This is a genomic window from Mycolicibacter minnesotensis (genome assembly GCF_010731755.1).
Lineage (GTDB): Bacteria > Actinomycetota > Actinomycetes > Mycobacteriales > Mycobacteriaceae > Mycobacterium > Mycobacterium minnesotense.
Window position 1 is genome coordinate 129,052 of the sequence record NZ_AP022589.1, and the last position, 19,905, is coordinate 148,956.

General features: G+C 67.1%; 22 protein-coding genes. 14 read left to right on the plus strand and 8 right to left on the minus strand.

Annotation, left to right across the window (positions count from 1 at the left end):
* Complete coding sequence (locus G6N09_RS00635) at window positions 1-1,251, plus strand: ribonuclease D (protein ID WP_083027668.1); 1,251 nt, start codon at window positions 1-3, stop codon at window positions 1,249-1,251.
* Window positions 1,252-1,407: 156 nt separating this feature from the next.
* Window positions 1,408-1,824, plus strand: coding sequence for a PACE efflux transporter (locus G6N09_RS00640; RefSeq protein ID WP_083027680.1), 417 nt, complete (start codon window positions 1,408-1,410; stop codon window positions 1,822-1,824).
* Here G6N09_RS00640 and dxs read toward each other — a convergent pair.
* A complete protein-coding gene (dxs, locus tag G6N09_RS00645) occupies window positions 1,821-3,734 on the minus strand; it encodes a 1-deoxy-D-xylulose-5-phosphate synthase (protein WP_083027669.1) in 1,914 nt (637 codons plus the stop codon). The two genes, G6N09_RS00640 and dxs, sit on opposite strands and share 4 nt — an antisense overlap.
* A 47-nt stretch (window positions 3,735-3,781) precedes the next feature.
* Here dxs and G6N09_RS00650 point away from each other — a divergent pair, with 47 nt between their 5' ends.
* Both G6N09_RS00650 and G6N09_RS00655 read left to right on the plus strand, forming a co-directional pair.
* Window positions 3,782-4,225, plus strand: a complete 444-nt coding sequence (locus G6N09_RS00650; protein ID WP_083027670.1) for a CBS domain-containing protein — start codon at window positions 3,782-3,784, stop codon at window positions 4,223-4,225.
* A gap of 8 nt (window positions 4,226-4,233) precedes the next feature.
* The gene (locus tag G6N09_RS00655) at window positions 4,234-5,523 is read left to right on the plus strand and encodes an ArsB/NhaD family transporter (protein WP_083027671.1); all 1,290 of its coding nucleotides are present in this window, start codon (window positions 4,234-4,236) and stop codon (window positions 5,521-5,523) included.
* 12 nt (window positions 5,524-5,535) lie between these two features.
* On the opposite strand, the gene G6N09_RS00660 is transcribed toward G6N09_RS00655, so the two are convergent.
* Window positions 5,536-6,714, minus strand: a complete 1,179-nt coding sequence (locus tag G6N09_RS00660; RefSeq protein WP_109559015.1) for a class I SAM-dependent RNA methyltransferase — start codon at window positions 6,712-6,714, stop codon at window positions 5,536-5,538.
* Between the two features lie 4 nt (window positions 6,715-6,718).
* Complete coding sequence (locus G6N09_RS00665; protein ID WP_163752594.1) at window positions 6,719-8,710, minus strand: APC family permease; 1,992 nt, start codon at window positions 8,708-8,710, stop codon at window positions 6,719-6,721.
* 103 nt (window positions 8,711-8,813) lie between these two features.
* Here G6N09_RS00665 and G6N09_RS00670 point away from each other — a divergent pair, with 103 nt between their 5' ends.
* Both G6N09_RS00670 and G6N09_RS00675 read left to right on the plus strand, forming a co-directional pair.
* Window positions 8,814-9,485 carry a potassium channel family protein gene (locus G6N09_RS00670; RefSeq protein WP_179959860.1) on the plus strand — a complete coding sequence of 224 codons (672 nt, stop codon included), beginning with the start codon at window positions 8,814-8,816 and terminating at the stop codon, window positions 9,483-9,485.
* Window positions 9,482-10,144 carry a potassium channel family protein gene (locus G6N09_RS00675; protein ID WP_083027335.1) on the plus strand — a complete coding sequence of 221 codons (663 nt, stop codon included), beginning with the start codon at window positions 9,482-9,484 and terminating at the stop codon, window positions 10,142-10,144. The genes G6N09_RS00670 and G6N09_RS00675 overlap by 4 nt, the downstream gene beginning before the upstream one ends.
* Here the strand turns inward: G6N09_RS00675 and G6N09_RS00680 are convergent.
* Together G6N09_RS00680 and G6N09_RS00685 are read right to left on the minus strand one after the other, a co-directional pair.
* Window positions 10,130-10,804, minus strand: coding sequence for a DUF3159 domain-containing protein (locus tag G6N09_RS00680; protein WP_083027337.1), 675 nt, complete (start codon window positions 10,802-10,804; stop codon window positions 10,130-10,132). The two genes, G6N09_RS00675 and G6N09_RS00680, sit on opposite strands and share 15 nt — an antisense overlap.
* Window positions 10,805-10,832: 28 nt before the next feature.
* Entirely contained in the window at window positions 10,833-11,204 is a 372-nt protein-coding gene (locus G6N09_RS00685; protein WP_083027340.1) for an OB-fold nucleic acid binding domain-containing protein, read from the minus strand.
* A 111-nt stretch (window positions 11,205-11,315) separates the two neighbouring features.
* On the opposite strand from G6N09_RS00685, the gene G6N09_RS00690 reads away from it, so the two are divergent.
* Window positions 11,316-12,017, plus strand: a complete 702-nt coding sequence (locus G6N09_RS00690; RefSeq protein ID WP_083027342.1) for an alpha/beta fold hydrolase — start codon at window positions 11,316-11,318, stop codon at window positions 12,015-12,017.
* A gap of 70 nt (window positions 12,018-12,087) precedes the next feature.
* Here G6N09_RS00690 and G6N09_RS00695 read toward each other — a convergent pair whose 3' ends face one another.
* A complete protein-coding gene (locus G6N09_RS00695) occupies window positions 12,088-12,927 on the minus strand; it encodes a DUF3710 domain-containing protein (RefSeq protein WP_083027345.1) in 840 nt (279 codons plus the stop codon).
* Window positions 12,928-12,967: 40 nt separating this feature from the next.
* Window positions 12,968-13,432, minus strand: coding sequence for a dUTP diphosphatase (gene dut, locus G6N09_RS00700; RefSeq protein WP_083027347.1), 465 nt, complete (start codon window positions 13,430-13,432; stop codon window positions 12,968-12,970).
* Window positions 13,433-13,457: 25 nt separating this feature from the next.
* Between dut and G6N09_RS00705 the strand changes: the two genes are divergently transcribed.
* Window positions 13,458-13,943, plus strand: coding sequence for a DUF3093 domain-containing protein (locus G6N09_RS00705; protein WP_083027348.1), 486 nt, complete (start codon window positions 13,458-13,460; stop codon window positions 13,941-13,943).
* Between the two features lie 19 nt (window positions 13,944-13,962).
* Here the strand turns inward: G6N09_RS00705 and G6N09_RS00710 are convergent, their stop codons facing one another.
* Complete coding sequence (locus G6N09_RS00710; RefSeq protein WP_083027351.1) at window positions 13,963-14,265, minus strand: DUF4193 domain-containing protein; 303 nt, start codon at window positions 14,263-14,265, stop codon at window positions 13,963-13,965.
* Window positions 14,266-14,444: 179 nt separating this feature from the next.
* Here G6N09_RS00710 and cei point away from each other — a divergent pair, with 179 nt between their 5' ends.
* The 6 genes from cei (at window position 14,445) to G6N09_RS00740 (ending at window position 19,863) form a co-directional block, all read left to right on the plus strand.
* Window positions 14,445-15,095, plus strand: a complete 651-nt coding sequence (gene cei / locus G6N09_RS00715; RefSeq protein ID WP_083027353.1) for an envelope integrity protein Cei — start codon at window positions 14,445-14,447, stop codon at window positions 15,093-15,095.
* 25 nt (window positions 15,096-15,120) lie between these two features.
* The gene (gene ppgK / locus G6N09_RS00720) at window positions 15,121-15,918 is read left to right on the plus strand and encodes a polyphosphate--glucose phosphotransferase (protein WP_083027356.1); all 798 of its coding nucleotides are present in this window, start codon (window positions 15,121-15,123) and stop codon (window positions 15,916-15,918) included.
* A 182-nt stretch (window positions 15,919-16,100) separates the two neighbouring features.
* A complete protein-coding gene (locus G6N09_RS00725; protein WP_407662705.1) occupies window positions 16,101-17,597 on the plus strand; it encodes an RNA polymerase sigma factor in 1,497 nt (498 codons plus the stop codon).
* An 11-nt stretch (window positions 17,598-17,608) separates the two neighbouring features.
* On the plus strand, window positions 17,609-18,691 hold the full coding sequence (locus G6N09_RS00730; protein ID WP_083027358.1) for a methyltransferase: 1,083 nt from the start codon (window positions 17,609-17,611) through the stop codon (window positions 18,689-18,691).
* Between the two features lie 32 nt (window positions 18,692-18,723).
* A complete protein-coding gene (locus G6N09_RS00735) occupies window positions 18,724-18,999 on the plus strand; it encodes a hypothetical protein (protein ID WP_083027360.1) in 276 nt (91 codons plus the stop codon).
* Between the two features lie 549 nt (window positions 19,000-19,548).
* Window positions 19,549-19,863 (plus strand): hypothetical protein, encoded by a 315-nt coding sequence (locus tag G6N09_RS00740; protein WP_163752598.1) that lies wholly within the window; start codon window positions 19,549-19,551, stop codon window positions 19,861-19,863.
* Window positions 19,864-19,905: the final 42 nt, after the last annotated feature.

Sequence of the window (19,905 nt, forward strand, 5' to 3'; positions counted from 1 at the left end):
ATGTCCGAGCAGAACACCGAACCGGCCACCGAAGAGCCCGCGCCGACACCGCTGTCGCATCCCGCCGACGGAGTGCCGGAGGTGTCGGTCACCCGCTCGCAGATCGGCGCCGCCGCAGACCTACTGGCCGGGGGCCACGGCCCGTTCGCGGTAGACGCCGAGCGGGCTTCGGGCTTCCGCTACTCCAATCGGGCTTACCTGATCCAGATCCGGCGCACGGGCGCCGGGACCGTGCTGATCGATCCGGTGGGCGCGGGCGAGGACCCGGCGGCTCTGCTACGCCCGGTGGCCGAGGTCCTCGACGACGACGAGTGGATCCTGCACGCTGCCGACCAAGACCTGGCCTGCCTGGCCGAGGTCGGTATGTGGCCCAAGGCGCTCTATGACACCGAACTTGCCGGGCGACTGGCCGGCTACGAGCGGGTCAACCTGGCCGCGATGGTGCAACGACTGTTGGGGCTGGGTCTGGACAAAGGCCACGGGGCCGCCGACTGGTCGAAGCGGCCGCTGCCCGCCGACTGGCTGAACTATGCGGCACTGGACGTCGAAGTGCTCATCGAACTCCGTCACGCGATCGCCGATGTTCTGGCTGGGCAGGGCAAAACTGATTGGGCAGCACAGGAATTCAACCACCTTCGGGTCACCGACTACGCCACGACCACGCGCCGGGACCGCTGGCGACGCACATCGGGCATCCACAAGGTGCGTGATCAGCGTGGCCTGGCAGCAGTTCGAGAGCTGTGGACGGTTCGTGACCAGATCGCGGCGCGACGTGACATCGCGCCCGGACGCATCCTGCCCGACTCGGCGATCATCGCCGCGGCCGTGGCCAACCCCACCACCGCAGAAGAGTTGCTCGCACTGCCGGTCTTCGGCGGACCCAGACAACGTCGCAGCGCGGCCACCTGGCTGGCGGCACTGGCCGCGGCCCGCGATAACCCCGAGCCGCCCGAAGCAGCAGAATCGAGCAGCGGCCCCCCGCCCCCGTCGCGATGGGCACGGCGCAAACCCGAGGCGGCGGCCCGGTTGGAGGCGGCTCGCGCCGCACTGGGTGTGGTGTCTGAGCGGGTGCAGGTACCGACGGAGAATCTGATCATCCCCGACCTGGTGCGCAGGTTGTGCTGGGACTGGAAACCGCCGAAGTCGGACACCACGGTGGTGATCGAGGAGTTCTTGGCCGCCGGCGGAGCGCGGCCATGGCAACGCGAGCTGACCGTGCCGGTGCTGGCACAGGCCCTCGGCAGCGCCTAGCCGGGACGGTCTTGCGGTCCGAGGCTTTGCGCCACTGTTGCTAGACTGCCCCGGAAGCGGCCGTCCGCCGAAAGGCCGGCTGCATTTCTCACGTCACTCATACCGTGGACGCGAACCGTCAAGGACTTCCCATGGTCGATTTCCTTGGAGGACTTCGTGTCACCAGCTTTTCGCCGGGTCGTCTACGTCATCAGCTACGAGCTCGTCGCTATCGTCCTGACCACAGTGGGCCTGGCGGTCCTAGGCTTCGGCGGCACCAGTTCTGGCGCCGTGGCGGTGACGGCGTCGACAGTCGCGGTGGTGTGGAACTACCTCTGGACCACCGCGTTCGAAGCATGGGAGCGCCGACAGGAATCCCCGACCCGTACGGTGGCGCGCCGGGTCGCACACGCGGTCGGATTCGAAGGCGGCCTGGTGGTGCTGCTGTTGCCGATCGTGGCCGCGATCTTGAAGGTGTCTCTGCTGCAGGCGTTGAGCCTTGAGTTGGGCCTGCTGGTCTTCTTCTTGGTGTACACGTTCGCGTTCGCGTGGTTGTTCGACACGGTCTGGCCGCCCATTGGAACGGGACGCTAGTCGAGCCGCTCGCTGACCTCGTCGACACACGGGGAGGCGGCCATCGCCGCGACCCAGCCGGTGATCTGGCGGGCCACATCCTGTGCGGTCAGGCCGATCTCGGCCAGCAATTCACCACGTGAGGCGTGGTCGTAGAAACGTTGCGGCAGGCCGACATCGCGACAGGGCAGGTCTACCTCGGCGCGCCGCAGCGCCGCCGAGACCGCCGAGCCGATACCCCCGGCGACACCGTTGTCCTCGCAGGTGACGACCAGTTTGTGCGTGGCGGCCATCTCAACGAGCACCTCCGGCACCGGCAACACCCAGCGCGGGTCGATCACCGTCACCCCGATGCCCTGGTTGTGCAGCCGGTCGGCCACCGCCAGCGCCATGGGCGCGAACGCCCCGACCGCCACCAGCAGAACGTCTTGCGGCAGGCCATCTGCCGGGACCGCGAGCACGTCCACCCCAGACCGCCGTTCGAGGGCGGGAATGTCTTCGCCCACCTCCCCTTTCGGGAAACGCAGTGCGGTAGGCCCGTCGCCGACGTCCAGTGCTTCGCCGAGCTCTTCACGCAGCCGTACGCCGTCGCGGGGCGCGGCCACCCGGATACCGGGCACGATCCCCAGGACCGACAGATCCCACATGCCGTTGTGACTGGCGCCGTCGGGTCCGGTGATCCCGGACCGGTCCAATACCAGCGTGACCGGCAGCTTGTGCAGCGCGACGTCCATCACGAGTTGGTCGAAGGCACGGTTGAGGAACGTCGAGTAGATAGCCACCACGGGGTGCAGGCCGCCCATGGCCAACCCGGCAGCCGAGGTGAGCGCGTGCTGCTCGGCTATCCCCACGTCGAACATTCGATCCGGAAAACGCTGCCCGAATGCCGCCAGGCCGGTGGGGCCGGGCATCGCGGCGGTGATCGCGACGACATCCCGGCGTTTGATGCCGTATTCGATGAGCGCATCGGAGAACACCGCGGTCCAGCCGCGGCCGGAGGTTTCGGTGGCGTAGCCGGTCAGCGGGTCGATCACACCGCACGCATGCATCTGCTCGGCCTCGTCATTCTCGGCCGGGGCGTAGCCCTTGCCCTTGCGGGTGACCACGTGCACGATCACCGGGCCGCCGAAGCCCCGCGCGCGACGCAGCGCGGATTCCACCGCGGCTTCGTCATGACCGTCGATCGGGCCGAGGTACTTCAAGCCCAGGTCGGTGAAGAGCGCCTGCGGCGCCAAGGCATCTTTGAGGCCAGCCTTGAAACTGTGGATCACCTGGTAGCCGATTTCGCCGACGACCGGCACTCCCCGCACCGCGGCGCGGCCCTTCTCCAGCAGCCTCTCGTAGGCGGGCTGCAGCCGCAGCGCGGCCAGATGGTCGGCGAAACCGCCGATGGTCGGCGCGTAGCTGCGGCCGTTGTCGTTGACCACGATCACCACGGGCCGGTGGCCTGAGGCAATGTTGTTCAAAGCCTCCCAGCACATGCCGCCGGTCAGGGCGCCGTCGCCGACCACTGCCACCACATGCCGGTTGCGGTGCCCAGTCAGCTCGAAGGCTTTGGCCAGCCCGTCGGCGTAGGACAGCGCCGCACTCGCGTGGCTGGACTCCACCCAGTCGTGCTCGCTCTCGGCACGTGACGGATAACCCGACAGACCGCCCTTCTTGCGCAGGGTGTCGAATTCGGGGGCGCGCCCCGTCAGCATCTTGTGTACATAGGCCTGATGCCCGGTGTCGAAGATGATCGGGTCATGGGGCGAGTCGAACACCCGGTGCAGCGCCAGCGTCAGCTCCACCACACCCAGATTGGGCCCCAAATGCCCACCGGTCGCGGCGACTTTGTGGATGAGGAACTCGCGGATCTCCGCCGCAAGATCGGTCAGCTGTGCCTGCGAGAGGTGCTGCAGATCGGCGGGGCCGCGGATCCCTTGAAGCATCCGGTCAGTCTACGCATCGCGGGCGGCAGCCACCGTATGGTCGTCCTATGCATGCCGCAGATATCGCCGAGGAATTCCCCGTGGTGTCCATCGACTCGGATGCTTTGGACGCTGCCCGGTTGCTGGCCGAGCATCGACTGCCGGGGCTGGTCGTGACCGACGCCGCAGGCAAGCCCTATGCGGTGCTGCCGGCCTCCCAGGTGGTGCGCTTCATCGTGCCGAGCTACGTTCAGGATGACCCATCACTGGCCGGTGTCCTCAGCGAAACGATGGCCGATCGGGCCGCCGAGAAGCTCGGCGGCAAGGCCGTGCGCGACGTTCTGCCCGAACACCTCCATGACGTACCGGCGGCCGATGCCAATGAGACCATCATCGAGGTGGCCGCTACCATGGCCAGAATGCGTAGCCCGCTTATCGCCGTGGTCAAAGACGGTGAACTGCACGGAGTCATCACCGCATCGCGGTTGCTGGCCGCCGCATTGAAGGTCTGATCCCGCGGATGGCGTTTATCGCGGTCACGGTGTTCCTGATCGCGTATGCGTTTATCGCCGCCGATCGAGTAAATAAAACCCTGGTCGCGCTCACCGGGGCGGCGGCCGTGGTGATCCTGCCGGTCATCTCCTCGGACGACATCTTCTATTCCCGCGAAACCGGAATCGACTGGGATGTCATCTTCCTGCTGCTGGGCATGATGATCATCGTCAGTGTGCTGCGCCAGACCGGCGTGTTCGAATACATCGCGATCTGGGCCGCCAAGCGCGCCAAGGGATCTCCCCTGCGGATCATGATCTTGCTGGTGCTGGTTACCGCGGTGGCATCGGCACTGCTGGACAACGTCACCACGGTGCTGCTGATCGCCCCGGTCACACTGCTGGTCTGCGACCGCCTGGAGATCAGCGCCGCGCCGTTTCTCATGGCTGAGGTGTTCGCCTCCAACATCGGTGGCGCCGCCACCCTCGTCGGCGACCCACCCAACATCATCATCGCCAGCCGGGCGGGTTTGTCGTTCAACTCTTTCCTGCTGCACCTGGCCCCCATCGTCGCCATCGTCATCGTCGTGTTCATCGCGATGCTGCCCCGGCTGTTTCCCGGGTCGTTCACTGTCGAGGCCGAGCGGGTCGCGGACGTGATGGCGTTGGAGGAAGGTGAGGCCATCCGCGACCGCGGGCTGCTGATCAAGTGCGGTCTGGTGCTCGCCGCGGTGTTCGCGGCGTTCATCGGGCATTCGGCGCTACACCTGGAGCCCTCGGTGGTGGCGCTGCTGGGCGCCGGCGTGTTGATCGTGATCTCGCGCCTGGAACGCTCGGACTACCTGTCGGGTGTCGAGTGGGAGACGCTGTTGTTCTTCGCCGGCCTGTTCGTGATGGTCGGCGCCCTGGTGGACACCGGTGCTATCGCCGCCCTGGCCAAGACCGCCACCGAACTGACCGGTGGCAATGCACTGCTGACCACGATGGGGATCCTGGGAGTGTCCGCGCCGGTGTCGGGGATCATCGACAACATCCCCTACGTCGCGACCATGACGCCCATCGTGGCGGAGCTGAGCGCCACCATCCCGAGCGACGTGCATCCCGATGCCCTGTGGTGGGCACTGGCGCTGGGTGCCGACTTCGGCGGCAACCTGACGGCGGTCGGTGCCAGCGCCAACGTGGTGATGCTCGGAATCGCCCGCCGCTCAGGCAATCCCATCTCGTTTTGGGAATTCACCCGCAAGGGCATCGTGGTCACCGCGGTCTCGGTGGCCCTGTCCGCGGTGTACCTGTGGTTGCGCTACTTCGTGTTCGGCTGATCTCCCCCGAGATCAACCGCGTGTCAGCAGCGCCACACACTCCACGTGATGGGTGAGCGGAAACGCGTCGAACACCCGGATCTGCTCGACGGTGTAACCGTGCCCGCGATACAGGCCGATATCGCGGGCGAAAGCCGCTGCTTCACAACCGATATGCACCACCCGCGGCACCCCGGCCCCGGCCAGTAGGTCGATCACCTCGCGGCCGGCACCGGCGCGCGGTGGGTCGAGCACGGCAACGTCGGCCACGGCACGCTCACCGCCCAACGCGCGGCGCACCGAGTCGGTCCGCACCGTAACCTGCGGCAGGTCGGCCAGCGCCGCCCTCGCCGCGCCAGTTGCCGCCCGCGACGTATCCACGCTGATCACCCGACCGGACTCCCCCACCGGCTCAGCCAATGCCGCGGCGAAGATGCCGGCCCCACCGTAGAGATCCCACGCCGTACCGCCGGTGGCGGGCTGCGCCCACTGCGCGACCAACGCGCTGTAGAGCGCGGCCGCCCGACGGTGCGCCTGCCAGAAGGAGGTCACCGGGATCTGCCAGCGGCGGCGCCCTACCCATTGCGTCGCGTGATAATCCCCCTCGATCACCTCCGGACGGTGCTCGCGGCCGGTGCTCACCACGTGGCGAACGCCGTCATCGTCGGCCACCACGTGCAGGTGGTCGCCGGGCCGCCAGGTCCGCTCGGCCAGCCCCTTGGTCATTCCCGTCGGCAGCTGCCCACAACGCAGGTCGGTGACCAGTTCCTCGCTGTGGTACCGGTGAAATCCGGCTCGCCCATCGGCACCCACCTCCAGACGCACCCGGCTGCGCCAGCCCGTCGCGCCCTCATCACTGAGTGCCTCCGCCTCGCCCCGCCATTCATGACCGCCGAGCCGGGCCAGCTGATTGGAGACCACATCGCCCTTGAGTGCCCGCGCCGTAGCCGGTTCGACGAAGGCCAGGTCGCAGCAGCCCGCACCGTCGACCCCGGCAATCGGACACAACGAGTCGATCCGGCCCGGTGCCGGTTCGAGCACCTCGACGCATTCGCCGTGCCAGTACGACCCTCGCTCGGCGGTGATGCGCACCCGCACGCGTTCGCCCGGCAGGGCGTAACGCACGAAGACGACCCGCCCGTCGTGCCGGGCCACACAACTGCCGCCGTTGGCCGGCGCCTCGGTGACCAGCGTGAGCTCTTGATCGATCACTGCGTTAGAAGCCTCTCCGGGTATCGCCGGGTGCGTGGTGCGGTTCCAGGACCTTGCGCCGCTCCGAGGAGTTCAGCTGCCAGGGCACCGAGGTGACCATGACCTGCGGCATGAACAGCAGCCGTGTCTTGAGCCGCAACGCACTCTGGTTGTGCAGCAGCTGTTCCCACCAATGCCCCACGACGTATTCGGGAATGTAGACGGTCACCACGGTGCGCGGCGACTCCTTACTGATGCGTTTGACGTACTCGAGTACCGGTCGGGTGACTTCTCGGTACGGCGATGCGATCACCTTAAGCGGAACGGTGACGTCGCTATCTTCCCACTCACGGACCAACGCTCGGGTCTCGGTGTCGTCGACGCTGACGGTGATCGCTTCCAGCGAGTCGGGGCGGGTCGCCCGGGCGTAGGCCAGCGCGCGCCGGGTCGGCAGGTGAAGTTTGGACACCAGGACCAGCGCATGAGTGCGGCTGGGCAGCACCGCCTGGCCTTCCTGGGCGGCCGTTTGTGCCGCCAGCTCGACATTGACGGCGTCGTAGTGCCGCCGGATCAGTTTCATCAGCCCGAACAGCACCGCCATCGCCATGATCGCGATCCATGCGCCGGCCAGGAACTTGGTGGCGATCACCACGATCAAGACCGCCCCGGTGGCGACGAACCCGATGGTGTTGACCACCCGGGAACGCATCATCTGAACCCGCGCCGCACGGTCGGTCTCGCTGCGCAGCAACCGATTCCAGTGTCGCACCATGCCGATCTGACTCAGCGTGAAGGAGACGAACACGCCGACGATATAGAGCTGGATCAGCGCGGTGACCTCCGCGCCGAACGCCACGATGAAGGCGATGGCCACCACCGCCAGGAACACGATGCCGTTGGAAAACGCCAGCCGGTCACCTCGGGTGTGCAGCTGGCGCGGAAGGTAGGAGTCCTGCGCCAGGATCGATCCCAACACCGGGAAGCCGTTGAAGGCGGTGTTGGCGGCCAGCGCCAGGATCAGCGCGGTCACCCCGGCGATGATCCACAGTCCAGGCGGAAAGCCCCGGAATACGGTCTCGGCCAGCTGCGCCAGCAACGTCTTCTGGTCGTAGTCGGCCGGGGCCCCGATCAGCTGGTCGTGCGGGCGGGCCGCGATCTTCACGCCGGTCTCACTGGCCAGCACGATGATGCCCATCATCATGGTCACCGCGATCGCGCCCAGCATCAGCAGTGTGGTGGCGGCGTTACGCGACTTCGGCTTGCGGAATGCCGGCACACCATTGCTGATCGCTTCCACCCCGGTCAACGCCGCACAGCCGGAGGAGAACGACTTCGCCACCAGGAACACCAGCGCGACTCCCACGAACTCGCCTTCGGTGGAGTCGATCCTGTAGGCGGCCGACTCGGCCTGCAATGGGTGATTCATCACGAAGATCTGGAACAGCCCCCACCCGAGCATGCCGAAGATCCCGATCATGAACGCATAGGTCGGGAAGGCGAACGCGGTGCCGGATTCGCGGATACCGCGCAGATTGGCCGCCGCCACCGCGATCACGGTCCCCACCGCGAACACAACCTTGTGCTCCGCGATGAACGGTATCGCCGAGCCGATGTTGGCGATCCCCGAAGAGATCGAGACGGCAACCGTCAGAACGTAATCCACCATCAACGCGCTCGCCACGGTCAGACCTGCGGTGGCACCGAGGTTGGTGGTGACAACCTCATAGTCACCTCCGCCGGAGGGGTAAGCGTGCACGTTCTGCCGGTACGAGGCCACCACAGTGATGAACACGAACGCCACCGCCAGACCAACCCACGGCGTCATCCGGTAGGCAGCAAGGCCGGCCACCGACAACACCAGAAAGATCTCTTCGGGCCCGTAGGCGACCGAGGACAGCGCGTCGGAGGCGAACACCGGCAGCGCGATGCGTTTGGGCAGCAGCGTGTGGCTGAGCCGATCACTGCGGAAGGGGCGGCCCAGAAGGAGACGCCGAGCAGCGGTGGAAATCTTCGACACGAGAGCCAAGGGTAAGCCAGCCGGGGCTTGGCGGTAGCGTTCACCGCATACGGGCACTACTCCAGTCGAAAGCCAGCCGGAACCGGCCGAAAGGACCTTGCACGTGCGGGTAGTTGTGATGGGATGCGGCCGGGTGGGCGCCTCGGTCGCCGATGGACTGTCCCGGATCGGCCACGAGGTTGCGATCATCGACCGAGACAGCACCGCGTTCAACCGGCTCAGCCCGGAATTCAACGGTGAGCGCGTGCTCGGCATGGGCTTCGACCGCGATGTTCTGCTGCGCGCGGGCATCGAGGAAGCCGCCGCGTTCGCCGCCGTCTCCTCCGGTGACAACTCCAACATCATCGCGGCACGACTGGCCCGTGAGACGTTCGGCGTATCCCGGGTGGTGGCCCGCATCTACGACGCCAAACGGGCCGCGGTCTACGAACGCCTGGGCATCCCGACCATCGCCACGGTGCCCTGGACCACCGACCGGCTGCTCGACGCACTGACCCGAGAGAACCAGACCGCCAAGTGGCGTGACCCCACCGGCACCGTCGCCGTCGCCGAGGTTGTCCTGCACGAGGACTGGATCGGTCGCCCCGTCACCGATCTGGAGGCCGCCACCAATGCTCGGGTGGCGTTCCTGATCCGATTCGGGACCGGTGTCCTGCCCGAGCCCAGGACCGTGATCCAGGCCAGCGACCAGGTGTACGTGGTAGCGGTCTCGGGACGGGTGGCGGAGGCCATCGCGATCGCCGCGTTGCCGCCGAGCGAGGATCTGGACAAATGAAAGTGGCGGTGGCCGGGGCCGGAGCCGTCGGACGGTCGATCGCGCGCGAACTGCTCGACAGCGACCACGAAGTCACGTTGATCGAGCGCAACCCGGATCACGTCGACACCGAAGACATCGCCGACGCGCACTGGCATCTGGGTGATGCCTGCGAGCTGAGCCTGTTGGAGGCAGTGCACCTGGAGTCGTTCGACGTGGTGATCGCAGCCACCGGTGACGACAAGGCCAACGTGGTGCTCTCCTTGCTGGCCAAGACCGAATTCGCGGTGCCCCGGGTAGTGGCGCGCGTGAATGACCCCCGCAACGAATGGCTGTTCACCGATGCCTGGGGCGTGGATGTCGCGGTATCGACGCCGCGGATGCTGGCCTCCTTGGTCGAGGAAGCCGTCGCGGTCGGAGACCTGGTGCGGCTCATGGAGTTCCGCAAAGGGCAGGCCAACCTGCTGGAGATCACGCTGCCCGACGACACGCCGTGGGGCGGCAAGCCGATACGCAAGCTGACCTTGCCGCGTGACGCCGCGCTGGTGACGATCCTGCGCGGGGCGCGGGTGATCGTGCCGCACGACGACGAACCTCTCGAGGGCGGCGACGAGTTGCTGTTCGTGGCCTCCGACGGCGTCGAACCCGAACTACGCGCGCTGCTGCTACCGGCCCACTGACCGGGGTTCGTCCTGCGGTGCCGCGGCGGCGGGCACTGCATCCAAGGCGCGCTGAACGTATTTCACCGCCAGGTAAGTGACCACCGCGGCAACCGCAGTCAGCGGCCAACCCATGGCGATACGCGCCACTCCCAACCACCCGGTCTGATCGGCGTCATAGAGGAGTCGCTGGACCACGAAACGGGAGCCGAACACCACAACCCAGGTCAACGTCGCGAGATCGTAGGCATAGACCGCCGTCCGCACCTCGCGCCAGGCCTGGGTTTGGCCGCTGGCCCACGACCAGACATAGCCGACCAGTGGCCGGCGAATCACGACAGATGCGGCGAACACGACCGCCCACACCAACGAGGTCCAGATTCCGAGCAGGAAGTACGCCTTGGAGTCGCCCATCCGGTAGGCGATCAGGGCGCAGACCGCGACCCCAAAGAAGCCGGATATCGCCGGTTGGGTGGATTGCCGACGAAAGAGCCGCCAGACCAGGACTGCCGCAGCCACCCCCAGTGCGGCAAGGACGGCGACCTTCAGTCCGAACAGGTTGGAGGCCGGGACGAACACCACGATGGGCAACGAGGAATAGATCAGGCCGGCGACCCCGCCGATCTGCTCAAGAAGCCGCTGCGGCCCCTGGGCGCCCTCTGCGCTGTAGTCCTCGCTCATAGGCACGCGGGCCCACCAGAAGGTCCCGTCACTGCTGAATTTCGTAATGCGGGTTGTAAATGGCCTTGCAGCCGCTCTCCAGCTTGCCCAGCCGACCATGCACCCGCAATGTACGGCCGGAGTCGATCCCGGGAATGCGTCGCTGGCCCAGCCAGACCAACGTCACCGTGTCGGTACCGTCGAACAGTTCGGCGCGGACACCTCCCACACAGCCCTTGGCGTTGGCTTCGACACTGCGCAAAACCCCGACCATGGTGACCTCTTGGCCGCGCTGGCAGTCGATCGCGCGTTGCGCGCCGGTGTTGAGCGCCTCGTCCGACAACTCTTCGACGTCACGCAGCTCGGGATCTTCGGTCAATCGCCGAGTCAGCCGCCGCAAGTAGCTTTCCGGAGCAGCCATTGCTCTCTCCCTCAATCGTGTGCGCACGCTACGGTAGACCTGTTGTTTACCTAATGCCACACGACCGGCCTGTGGCGTGGCCGACAACACCAAACACGATCAAGAGGTGGCATGGTTCTGCGCGGCGTGACGGCCGTTGTGCTGCCGGGCACCGGATCCGACGACGACTATGTCCGACGGGCGTTCCACTACCCGTTGCAGCAGGTGGGCGCCACATTGGTCACCCATCGACCGCAGCCCGACCGCCTCATTCAGGGCTATGTGGACGCACTGGACACAGCCGCAGCGCGGTCAGGTCCGATCCTTGTCGGCGGGGTGTCGATCGGCGCCGCGGTGGCCGCCGCGTGGTCGCTGCGTCATCCCGAACAAGTGGTCGGAGTGCTCGCCGCGCTGCCCGCCTGGACTGGAGTTCCCGACGAGGCGCCGGCAGCGCATGCCGCGCGTTACAGCGCCGGACAGTTGCGTCAGGACGGCCTGGCGGCAGTGGTGGCACAGATGCGGGCGTCGAGCCCGGCGTGGCTCGCTGACGAGTTGACCCGCTCCTGGACTGCCCAGTGGCCGCAGTTGCCAGCGGCGATGGAGGAGGCGGCCGCCTACGTCGCCCCCACCTACGCCGAGCTGGCGTCACTGCGGGTGCCGCTGGGGGTGACCGCGGCGGTCGACGACGCCGTCCATCCTCTACAGACGGCCTCCGAGTGGGTGGCGGCCGCACCGCGGGCGGCGCTGCGCACGGTCACCCTGGAGCAGATAGGCGCCGATCCGGCCGCGTTGGGAACCGCCTGTGTGGAGGCGCTGGCGCTCGCCACGAGCTGAGCGCCCACAGCCAGCTAACCGCCGGGGTTAGTACGGCGGTCCAGCTTCGCCTCTCCTACGTCGAGCCTCGCTAACCGCCGGTGATGGTGCGCAACTGCTGCATCGCCGAGCCCTCCGCACTGCGGCGGGCAGCCGGTGCGGGCGGGGCGGGCGGTGCCGCCGGTGCACGCGGCGCGTCGCCACCGCTGAAGATGGCGGCCCCGTGCAGTCCGGCCGCCTGCTGCGCAGCAGCCTGCTCGACGGCAGCCTGCTGGGCCGCGGCCTGTTGCGCCGCGGCAGCCCGCAACTGCTCAGCCATCGGCTCGGGCAGTCGAACCGGCAATGGGGTACGCACCGGCAATGGGGTGTCGCCGCGCCGGACGACGGTGTCTGCCAACGCCTGTCGCGCCATCTGCGACAGCGCCTCCATGGCCTCGGGTCGTCCATTGATGACGCAGCGCACCATCCAGCGGTAGCCGTCGATGCCGATGAACCGCACGGCGCCGGCCGCCATGCCGAGCACCTCTCGGCCCCACGGGCCGTCGATGATGCTGACGTTCGCATTGTCCCTGCGCAGCGCTTCAGCCAGCTCCGCAGCCACCTCCCGCCACAGACCAGCCGACTTGGGCGCGGCGTAGGCGGCGATATTGAACCGGCCGTGCGGCGTGACGAGCCACACCGCACTGGGGACCCCCGCTTCGCTCAGTTCGACCTGAACCTGTGCACCCGCCGGCATCGGTACCAAGACCGATCCCAAGTCGAGGCGGGCCGTCGCCGCCGCCTCAGGGTCGTCGAAATCCTCGATGTCGAAGGGACCCTCGAGCTCCTCCGCCAACTCCGATTCGAACCCTTCCGACTGGCCCGAGGCGTCCGGCCGGGCGCTCGTCGGCTCGACGGCCTCGCGCTTGCCTTTACCTCTACCGAATGCCATTACCGCCGCCCCACCTTCATCACGTCGTCGTCACAAGCCATCACAAGCTCGCGTGCCCACCCGAGGACCCATGTCCGCCGGAGCCACGCGTCGTCGGCTCCAACCCGGCCTCGTCAAACGAAGCCACCTCCACCAGCTCCGGAAGCTCAACCCGCTGCACCAGCAACTGTGCGATCCGGTCACCCCGATTGATCTCGATCGGGGTCGTCGGGTCGAGGTTGATCAATGAGACCTTTATCTCACCACGATAGCCCGCATCCACCGTTCCGGGACTGTTGACAATCGAAAGGCCCACCCGCGCAGCCAGACCCGATCGCGGATGAATCAAGCCAACCATGCCGAACGGGATTGCCACGGCAATTCCGGTGGGCACCAGCGACCGCTGCCCAGGGTCCAGCACAACATCGACTGAGCTGTAGAGGTCGACGCCGGCATCACCGGCATGCGCACGGCTCGGCAGGGGCAGATCCGGATCCAGGCGAACAACCGCGAGACTGGGCGACACGAGGCGCAAGACTACTCTTAGCCGGATGTCGGGATCGCGTCTGAACCACCGGGCATCGCAAACTGTGCGGTACAGCGAACAGCTGTGGGTGCCGTGGTGGTGGTGGCCACTGGGGTTCTTGGGTAACGGCCTGATGGCCTACGAAGTCCGGCTTGGCCTGCGCACCCTGCCTGACTGGCTGCCGTTCGCCGTGTTCTTCGCGATCACCGTCGGCGCACTGCTCTGGTGGGGGCGGATTCAGGTGCGCGTCATCGACAGCGGTGGGGAGACGCAACTGTGGGTAGGCGACGCGCACCTGCCCACCAACGCGATCGCACGCTGCGCTGAGGTACCCCGATCGGCCAAATCCGCAGCGTTAGGCCGCCAACTCGATCCGGCGGCATACGTCGTGCATCGCGCCTGGGTGGGGCCCATGATCTTGGTCGTTCTCGATGACCCCGATGACCCAACACCGTACTGGCTGATCAGCTGCCGCCAGCCCCAACGGGTGCTGGCGGCCCTGCAGAACTGACGAAGCGGGAAGGGGCGGGTCAGGCCGCGCAGTCGTTGCAGATCATCACGCCATTCTTCTCGCTGGCCAGACGACTGCGGTGCTGCACCAGGAAGCAGCTCGAGCAGGTGAATTCATCGGCCTGCTTGGGAACGACCCGCACCGAGAGCTCTTCGCCCGACAGGTCAGCGCCCGGCAGCTCGAACGACTCGGCCGACTCGGTCTCATCCACGTCGACCACGGCGGATTGCGCCTCGTTACGCCGCGCTTTGAGCTCCTCCAACGAATCCTCAGATACGTCATCGGTCTCGGTGCGCCGCGGGGCGTCGTAATCGGTTGCCATGGTTTCTCCCCTCAAGTCCCCTCGAGTCCCCTCGAAAGCCTGCGCGAGCTTTGTACCAGCGTCGAACGCATCCACCAAATGATTCGTGCCCGGATTCCACTCCGATCAAGTGTGATTTACGCCACATTGTATTCCTGACCACGGTTATCGCCCGCGCCGGCGCCCTCTAGAGTGCGTACGTGGTCGCGCAAATCACTTCCGGTACCGAGTTCGACAAGCACGGTCGGCCGTTCCGGCGACGCAACACTCGTCCGGCCGCCTACGGCCTGGCAGCCCTGGTGCTGTTGACCGCCGTGGCATGGGCGGTGGCCCTCACCCGTCCAGCCGATGTCCACGAGGTCGCGGCGTGCAACGCCCCGCCGGTCACCGCCGAGCCGGACCAGCCCAGACTGGGCACCCAGGTCCCGCGCGCCGCAATGATCAGCACCACCCCGGCCAAGCTCGCCGACATCAAGGCCCGCGTCCTCAACGCCAGCGGCAGGGCCGGGCAAGCCGCCGACGTCGCCGACGCGCTGCGCGACGACGGCTTCCCCCAGCCGACAGCCGCCAACGACCCGATCTACGCCGACGACCGGCTGGACTGCCAGGGCCAGATCCGATTCGGGCCGTCAGGCCAGGCCGCGGCGGCGGCGCTGTGGCTGGTGGCGCCGTGCACGGAACTGTTCCGCGACGACCGCACCGATGACTCGGTGGATCTTGCGGTCGGCGGCGATTTCGTCAGCCTGTCCCACAGCGACGACATCGAAGCCGCGCTGGCCGGCCTGCGCCCCGACGCCACCGGACTGCCCGACCCTGCACTGCTGACCAAGATTCATTCCGGTACCTGCTGACCACCGATCCGCCAGAGGAGATTCGATGACCGGCACCGACCCCGCTCCGTCCCCGATCGAGAGCACTCGACGACAGCGACGCGGCTTCGGCATCGACGTCGGCGGCACTGGAATCAAGGGCGGAGTCGTGGACCTCGATACCGGCGCCCTGATCGGTGAACGGTTCAAGCTGCCGACGCCGAGCCCTGCCACGCCGGTCTTGGTGGCTCAGACCGTCGCGGCGGTGGTTCACGACTTCGGCTGGACCGGACCACTGGGCGTCACCTATCCCGGCGTAGTGGTCGACGGGGTCGTCCGCACGGCTGCCAATGTCGACAAATCCTGGATTGGACTGAACGCCCAGCAGGCGATCGCCTCCGAACTCGACGACCAGGCCATCACCATCCTCAACGACGCCGATGCGGCGGGGCTCGCCGAAGCACGATTCGGCGCCGGCAAAAACATGCCTGGCGTGGTGGTGTTGTTGACCTTCGGGACCGGGATCGGCTCGGCGGTCATCCATAACGGAAAGCTGCTGCCCAACACCGAACTCGGGCATATCGAAGTGGGCGGAAAAGAGGCCGAGCATCGCGCTGCCGCGTCGGTCAAGGAACGCAAGAACTGGTCCATGGAGAAGTGGGCCGCGCAGGTGACCATGGTGCTGATGGCGGTCGAAGACGCGCTCTGCCCGGATCTGATCATCGTCGGCGGCGGCATCAGCCGAAAGGCCGAGCGGTGGGTGCCACTGCTGGGCAACCGGACTCCGGTGGTCGCCGCGACATTGCAGAACAGCGCGGGGATCGTCGGGGCCGCGATGGCGTCAACGGGCGACATGACCCGCTGAATAACGCACGCTCGGCGATCGCGGCCCCGCCTTGTCGTTACAATGGTCGACGGCGGCCGCCTAACCGATAGCGGCGACTATCCCAGTTGATCACCAACTGAAATAGAGCCGACATTCGACATACCCGACACTTTCGGTTGCGCACGATGCTGCAACCCGGAAGTTCAGTCCGACCGAAGGGCGTGGACGTGGCAGCGAGCAAGGCACAAACGGCGACTGAGGAGCCCACACCGGGCAGCGCCGCGAAGGCACCCGCCAAAGCCGCCGCGAAGACACCCGCGAAGGCCGCTGCTGCGGCGCCGGCCAAGCGGACCGCGGCCAAGGCAACCAAGGCCGCTCCCGCCAAGAAGGCGACCAAGTCGACGGCACGGACCGCCACTCGCGGTACGACCGACGGCGACGCCAAGCCCGCAACCCGAACGACTCGGGCGCCGGCCAAGAAGGCCGCCAAAGCCACCAAGGCGAGCGCCAAGAACGCCGACGGCGACTTGGCACCCGAGGACCTCGAGACCGAAGTCGAACTCGACGGCGAACCCGGCGCCGAGGACATCGACGAGGCCGACCTGAGCCTGGACGACCTTGACGAAGACGACACCGAATCCGGTGACGCCACCGCAACGACTCCGGCGGCCGAGGAGTCCGGCGACGACGACGAGGTCGCCGAACCCAGCGAGAAGGACAAGGCCTCCGGCGACTTCGTCTGGGACGAAGAGGAGTCCGAAGCTCTGCGGCAGGCACGCAAGGACGCGGAGCTCACCGCGTCGGCCGACTCGGTGCGCGCGTACCTCAAACAGATCGGCAAGGTGGCGCTGCTCAACGCCGAAGAGGAAGTCGAGCTGGCCAAGCGGATCGAGGCCGGACTGTTCGCCACACAGAAGATGGCCGAGCACGCCGAGAAAGGCGAGAAGCTGGCTGTCGCCTACCGGCGTGACATGGCGTGGATCTGCCGCGACGGCGATCGGGCCAAGAATCACCTGCTCGAGGCCAACCTGCGTTTGGTGGTGTCGCTGGCCAAGCGTTACACCGGCCGCGGGATGGCGTTCCTGGACCTGATCCAGGAGGGCAACCTGGGCCTGATCCGCGCGGTGGAGAAGTTCGACTACACCAAGGGCTACAAGTTCTCCACCTATGCCACCTGGTGGATCCGCCAGGCCATCACCCGCGCCATGGCCGACCAGGCTCGTACCATCCGTATCCCGGTCCACATGGTCGAGGTGATCAACAAGCTGGGCCGCATCCAGCGTGAGCTGCTCCAAGACCTGGGCCGCGAGCCCACTCCCGAGGAATTGGCCCGGGAGATGGACATCACCCCGGAGAAGGTGCTGGAGATCCAGCAGTACGCCCGGGAGCCGATCTCGCTGGATCAGACCATCGGCGACGAGGGCGACTCGCAGCTCGGCGACTTCATCGAAGACAGCGAGGCCGTGGTCGCTGTCGACGCGGTGTCGTTCACGCTGCTCCAGGATCAGCTGCAGTCGGTTCTGGAGACGCTGTCCGAGCGTGAAGCCGGCGTGGTGCGGCTGCGGTTCGGCCTCACTGACGGCCAGCCCCGCACTCTCGACGAGATCGGCCAGGTCTACGGCGTCACCCGCGAGCGCATCCGCCAGATCGAGTCCAAGACGATGTCTAAGCTGCGGCATCCCAGTCGGTCCCAGGTCCTGCGCGACTACCTCGACTAGCCCGAACGGACATGGCCAAAACTCCTCCGGCGGCAGTGCTCAACGCCGTCAACGCGTTTCGCGGCGGGCTTCAGCGCCTGCGCCAGGCCACGGTCCCCGCCTCGGTAGCCGTCCTGGAACTGGCATTCGGTCCGTGGGTGGGCCAGGCGCTTGCCGCGGCGGTGCGGCTCGGGATCGCCGACGCCCTCCGCGACGGACCGCTGACCGCCGAGGAGGTCGCCCAGCGGGTGGGCACCCACCCAGGCGCCACCTATCGGCTGATGCGCGCGCTGGCCAGCCAGTCGGTGTTCGCCCTGCGCCGTGACGGCCGCTTCGCCCTGACCCGGCTGGGCCGGACGCTGATCTCCGACGACCCGGGCAGCGTGGCGCCGATGATCGCGTTCATCGGTGACCCGGCCCACCGGGAACACTGGTCGCACCTGGAGCACTCAGTGCGCACCGGTGAGACCGCCGTCGACAAGGTTCGCGGGATGCCCATCTTCGAGTACTTGGACACCGACCCCGAATTGGCGCAGGTTTTCAACCGGGCGATGACCGGCGCGTCCGCGGTTGCCATCGAAAGCGCCGTCCCGGCATACGATTTCAGCAGCAGCAGGCTCATCATCGATGTGGGCGGCGGCCACGGCGCACTACTGGCCGAAGTGTTGCGTGCGGCCCCTCAGGCTCGCGGTGTGCTGTTCGACCTGCCGCAGGTGGTGGCCGGCGCTGGCGCGGCCATGACCGCAGCAGGGGTGGCGTCGCGCTGCGACACCCGCGGTGGGTCGTTCTTCGAGTCCGTCCCCGCCGGCGGCGACACGTATCTGCTCAAGACGGTCATCCACGACTGGGACGACGAACAGTCGGTGGCCATCCTGCGCAATGTCCGCGCCGCCATCGCGCCCGGCGGCAAGGTGCTGCTGTTCGAGATGGTGTTGCCCGAAGGAGCGCCATCTCATCTGGGCCTGGTTCTCGACCTGGAGATGCTGGTTGCCGCTGGCGGGCAGGAGCGCACCCGCCGAGAGTATGCCGAGCTGTTGTCCAAGGCTGGATTCGAGCTTCAGCGTGTGGTCCCCACCACCAGTCCGCTGGCGATCGTTGAAGCCCGGGCTGTCTGAAAGCCGAGTTCGGCGGCGTAGGATCGCCGAGCATGCCGACGGATGACGCGTCGCCCCAGACCTTCGCCGCGCTGCTCAAGCGTGCCGCCACCCATGGCCACCGGGTTCCGCCCGAAGCCGACCTCAATCCCGCTGTGCTCGAAGCGATCAACGCCTTCGCCGGCGCCTGGCCCAAGGTGCCCGCGGTGTTGATCAACAGGGCGCAGACCACCTTCGCCCGTAGCGAACTCACCCGGGCGTCGGCAGCCAAGCCGACCACCCCGATCAACCTCAATCAGCGGCCGCAACACCGGTCCTCGCCGGGCTGATAGTCGCCCGACGCCGAGCACCGCGCCACCGGTCAAGATGCCGTCGAGGCGACAGAACACCATGGCTTCCGAATCGGCAGCGGTCCCGTGGCATGAGAACGCCAAAGCGCCAGGGAAGGTGTGCTGAGCGATGGATTCACGCCCGCAGCAGAATGCGCCCAGCAACACTAAGACGTCGACAGGGATCAATTCGGCGCAGATTTAGCTGAGCTGTTACCTAGAACCCTGTGTAGCCAGAAGGTGTTCCGCAGGCGGCACGGATGCCGTGCATTCTGCCAGTTCGCCGGGCGTAAGCCAGGGAATCTCAATGCCCCTGAACTGAGGGTACCCGCCCATCTACCTGCATGTTAGCTTAGTTTTCACTAAGCAATTGACGAACTCGTAAACGGCCAATAGCTATCCAATATTCGAAGGGAAGCCATGTCGCGCAGATTTGCCGCCAAGGGCGCGGTGGCGACGGCTACGGCGGCAAGGGCGGCGCCGGGGGCACCGGTGTCGCCGGCGTAGGCGGCAACGGCGGTAACGGCGGGCTGGGTTCTGGCGGCGGCGGTGGTCAGTTCGGCGGCGGACTCGGGGGTACCGCTGGCGCCTACGGCGGCACCGGCGGCGTCGGAGGCGATGCCGGTCTCGGTGGTGGCGGCAAAGGTGGTGACGGCTTCGCCGGCGGTCCCGTCGGATCGGCCGGGGGTGTCGGCGGCGGTGGAGCCGGCGGATACGGCGGTCCCGGTAACCCCGACGGTGACGCAGGCGGCAATGGCGTCGGTGGAATCGGCGGCGAAGCCGGTCTCGGTTATGGCGGCAGCGGCAACGGCGGTGACGGCGGTAGCGTCGGCGGTCCGATCAGCCAGCCCCCCCGCTACTTGACGTTAAGGCTCACCCTGATCCTGCACTGAGCCGTTCGCCCTC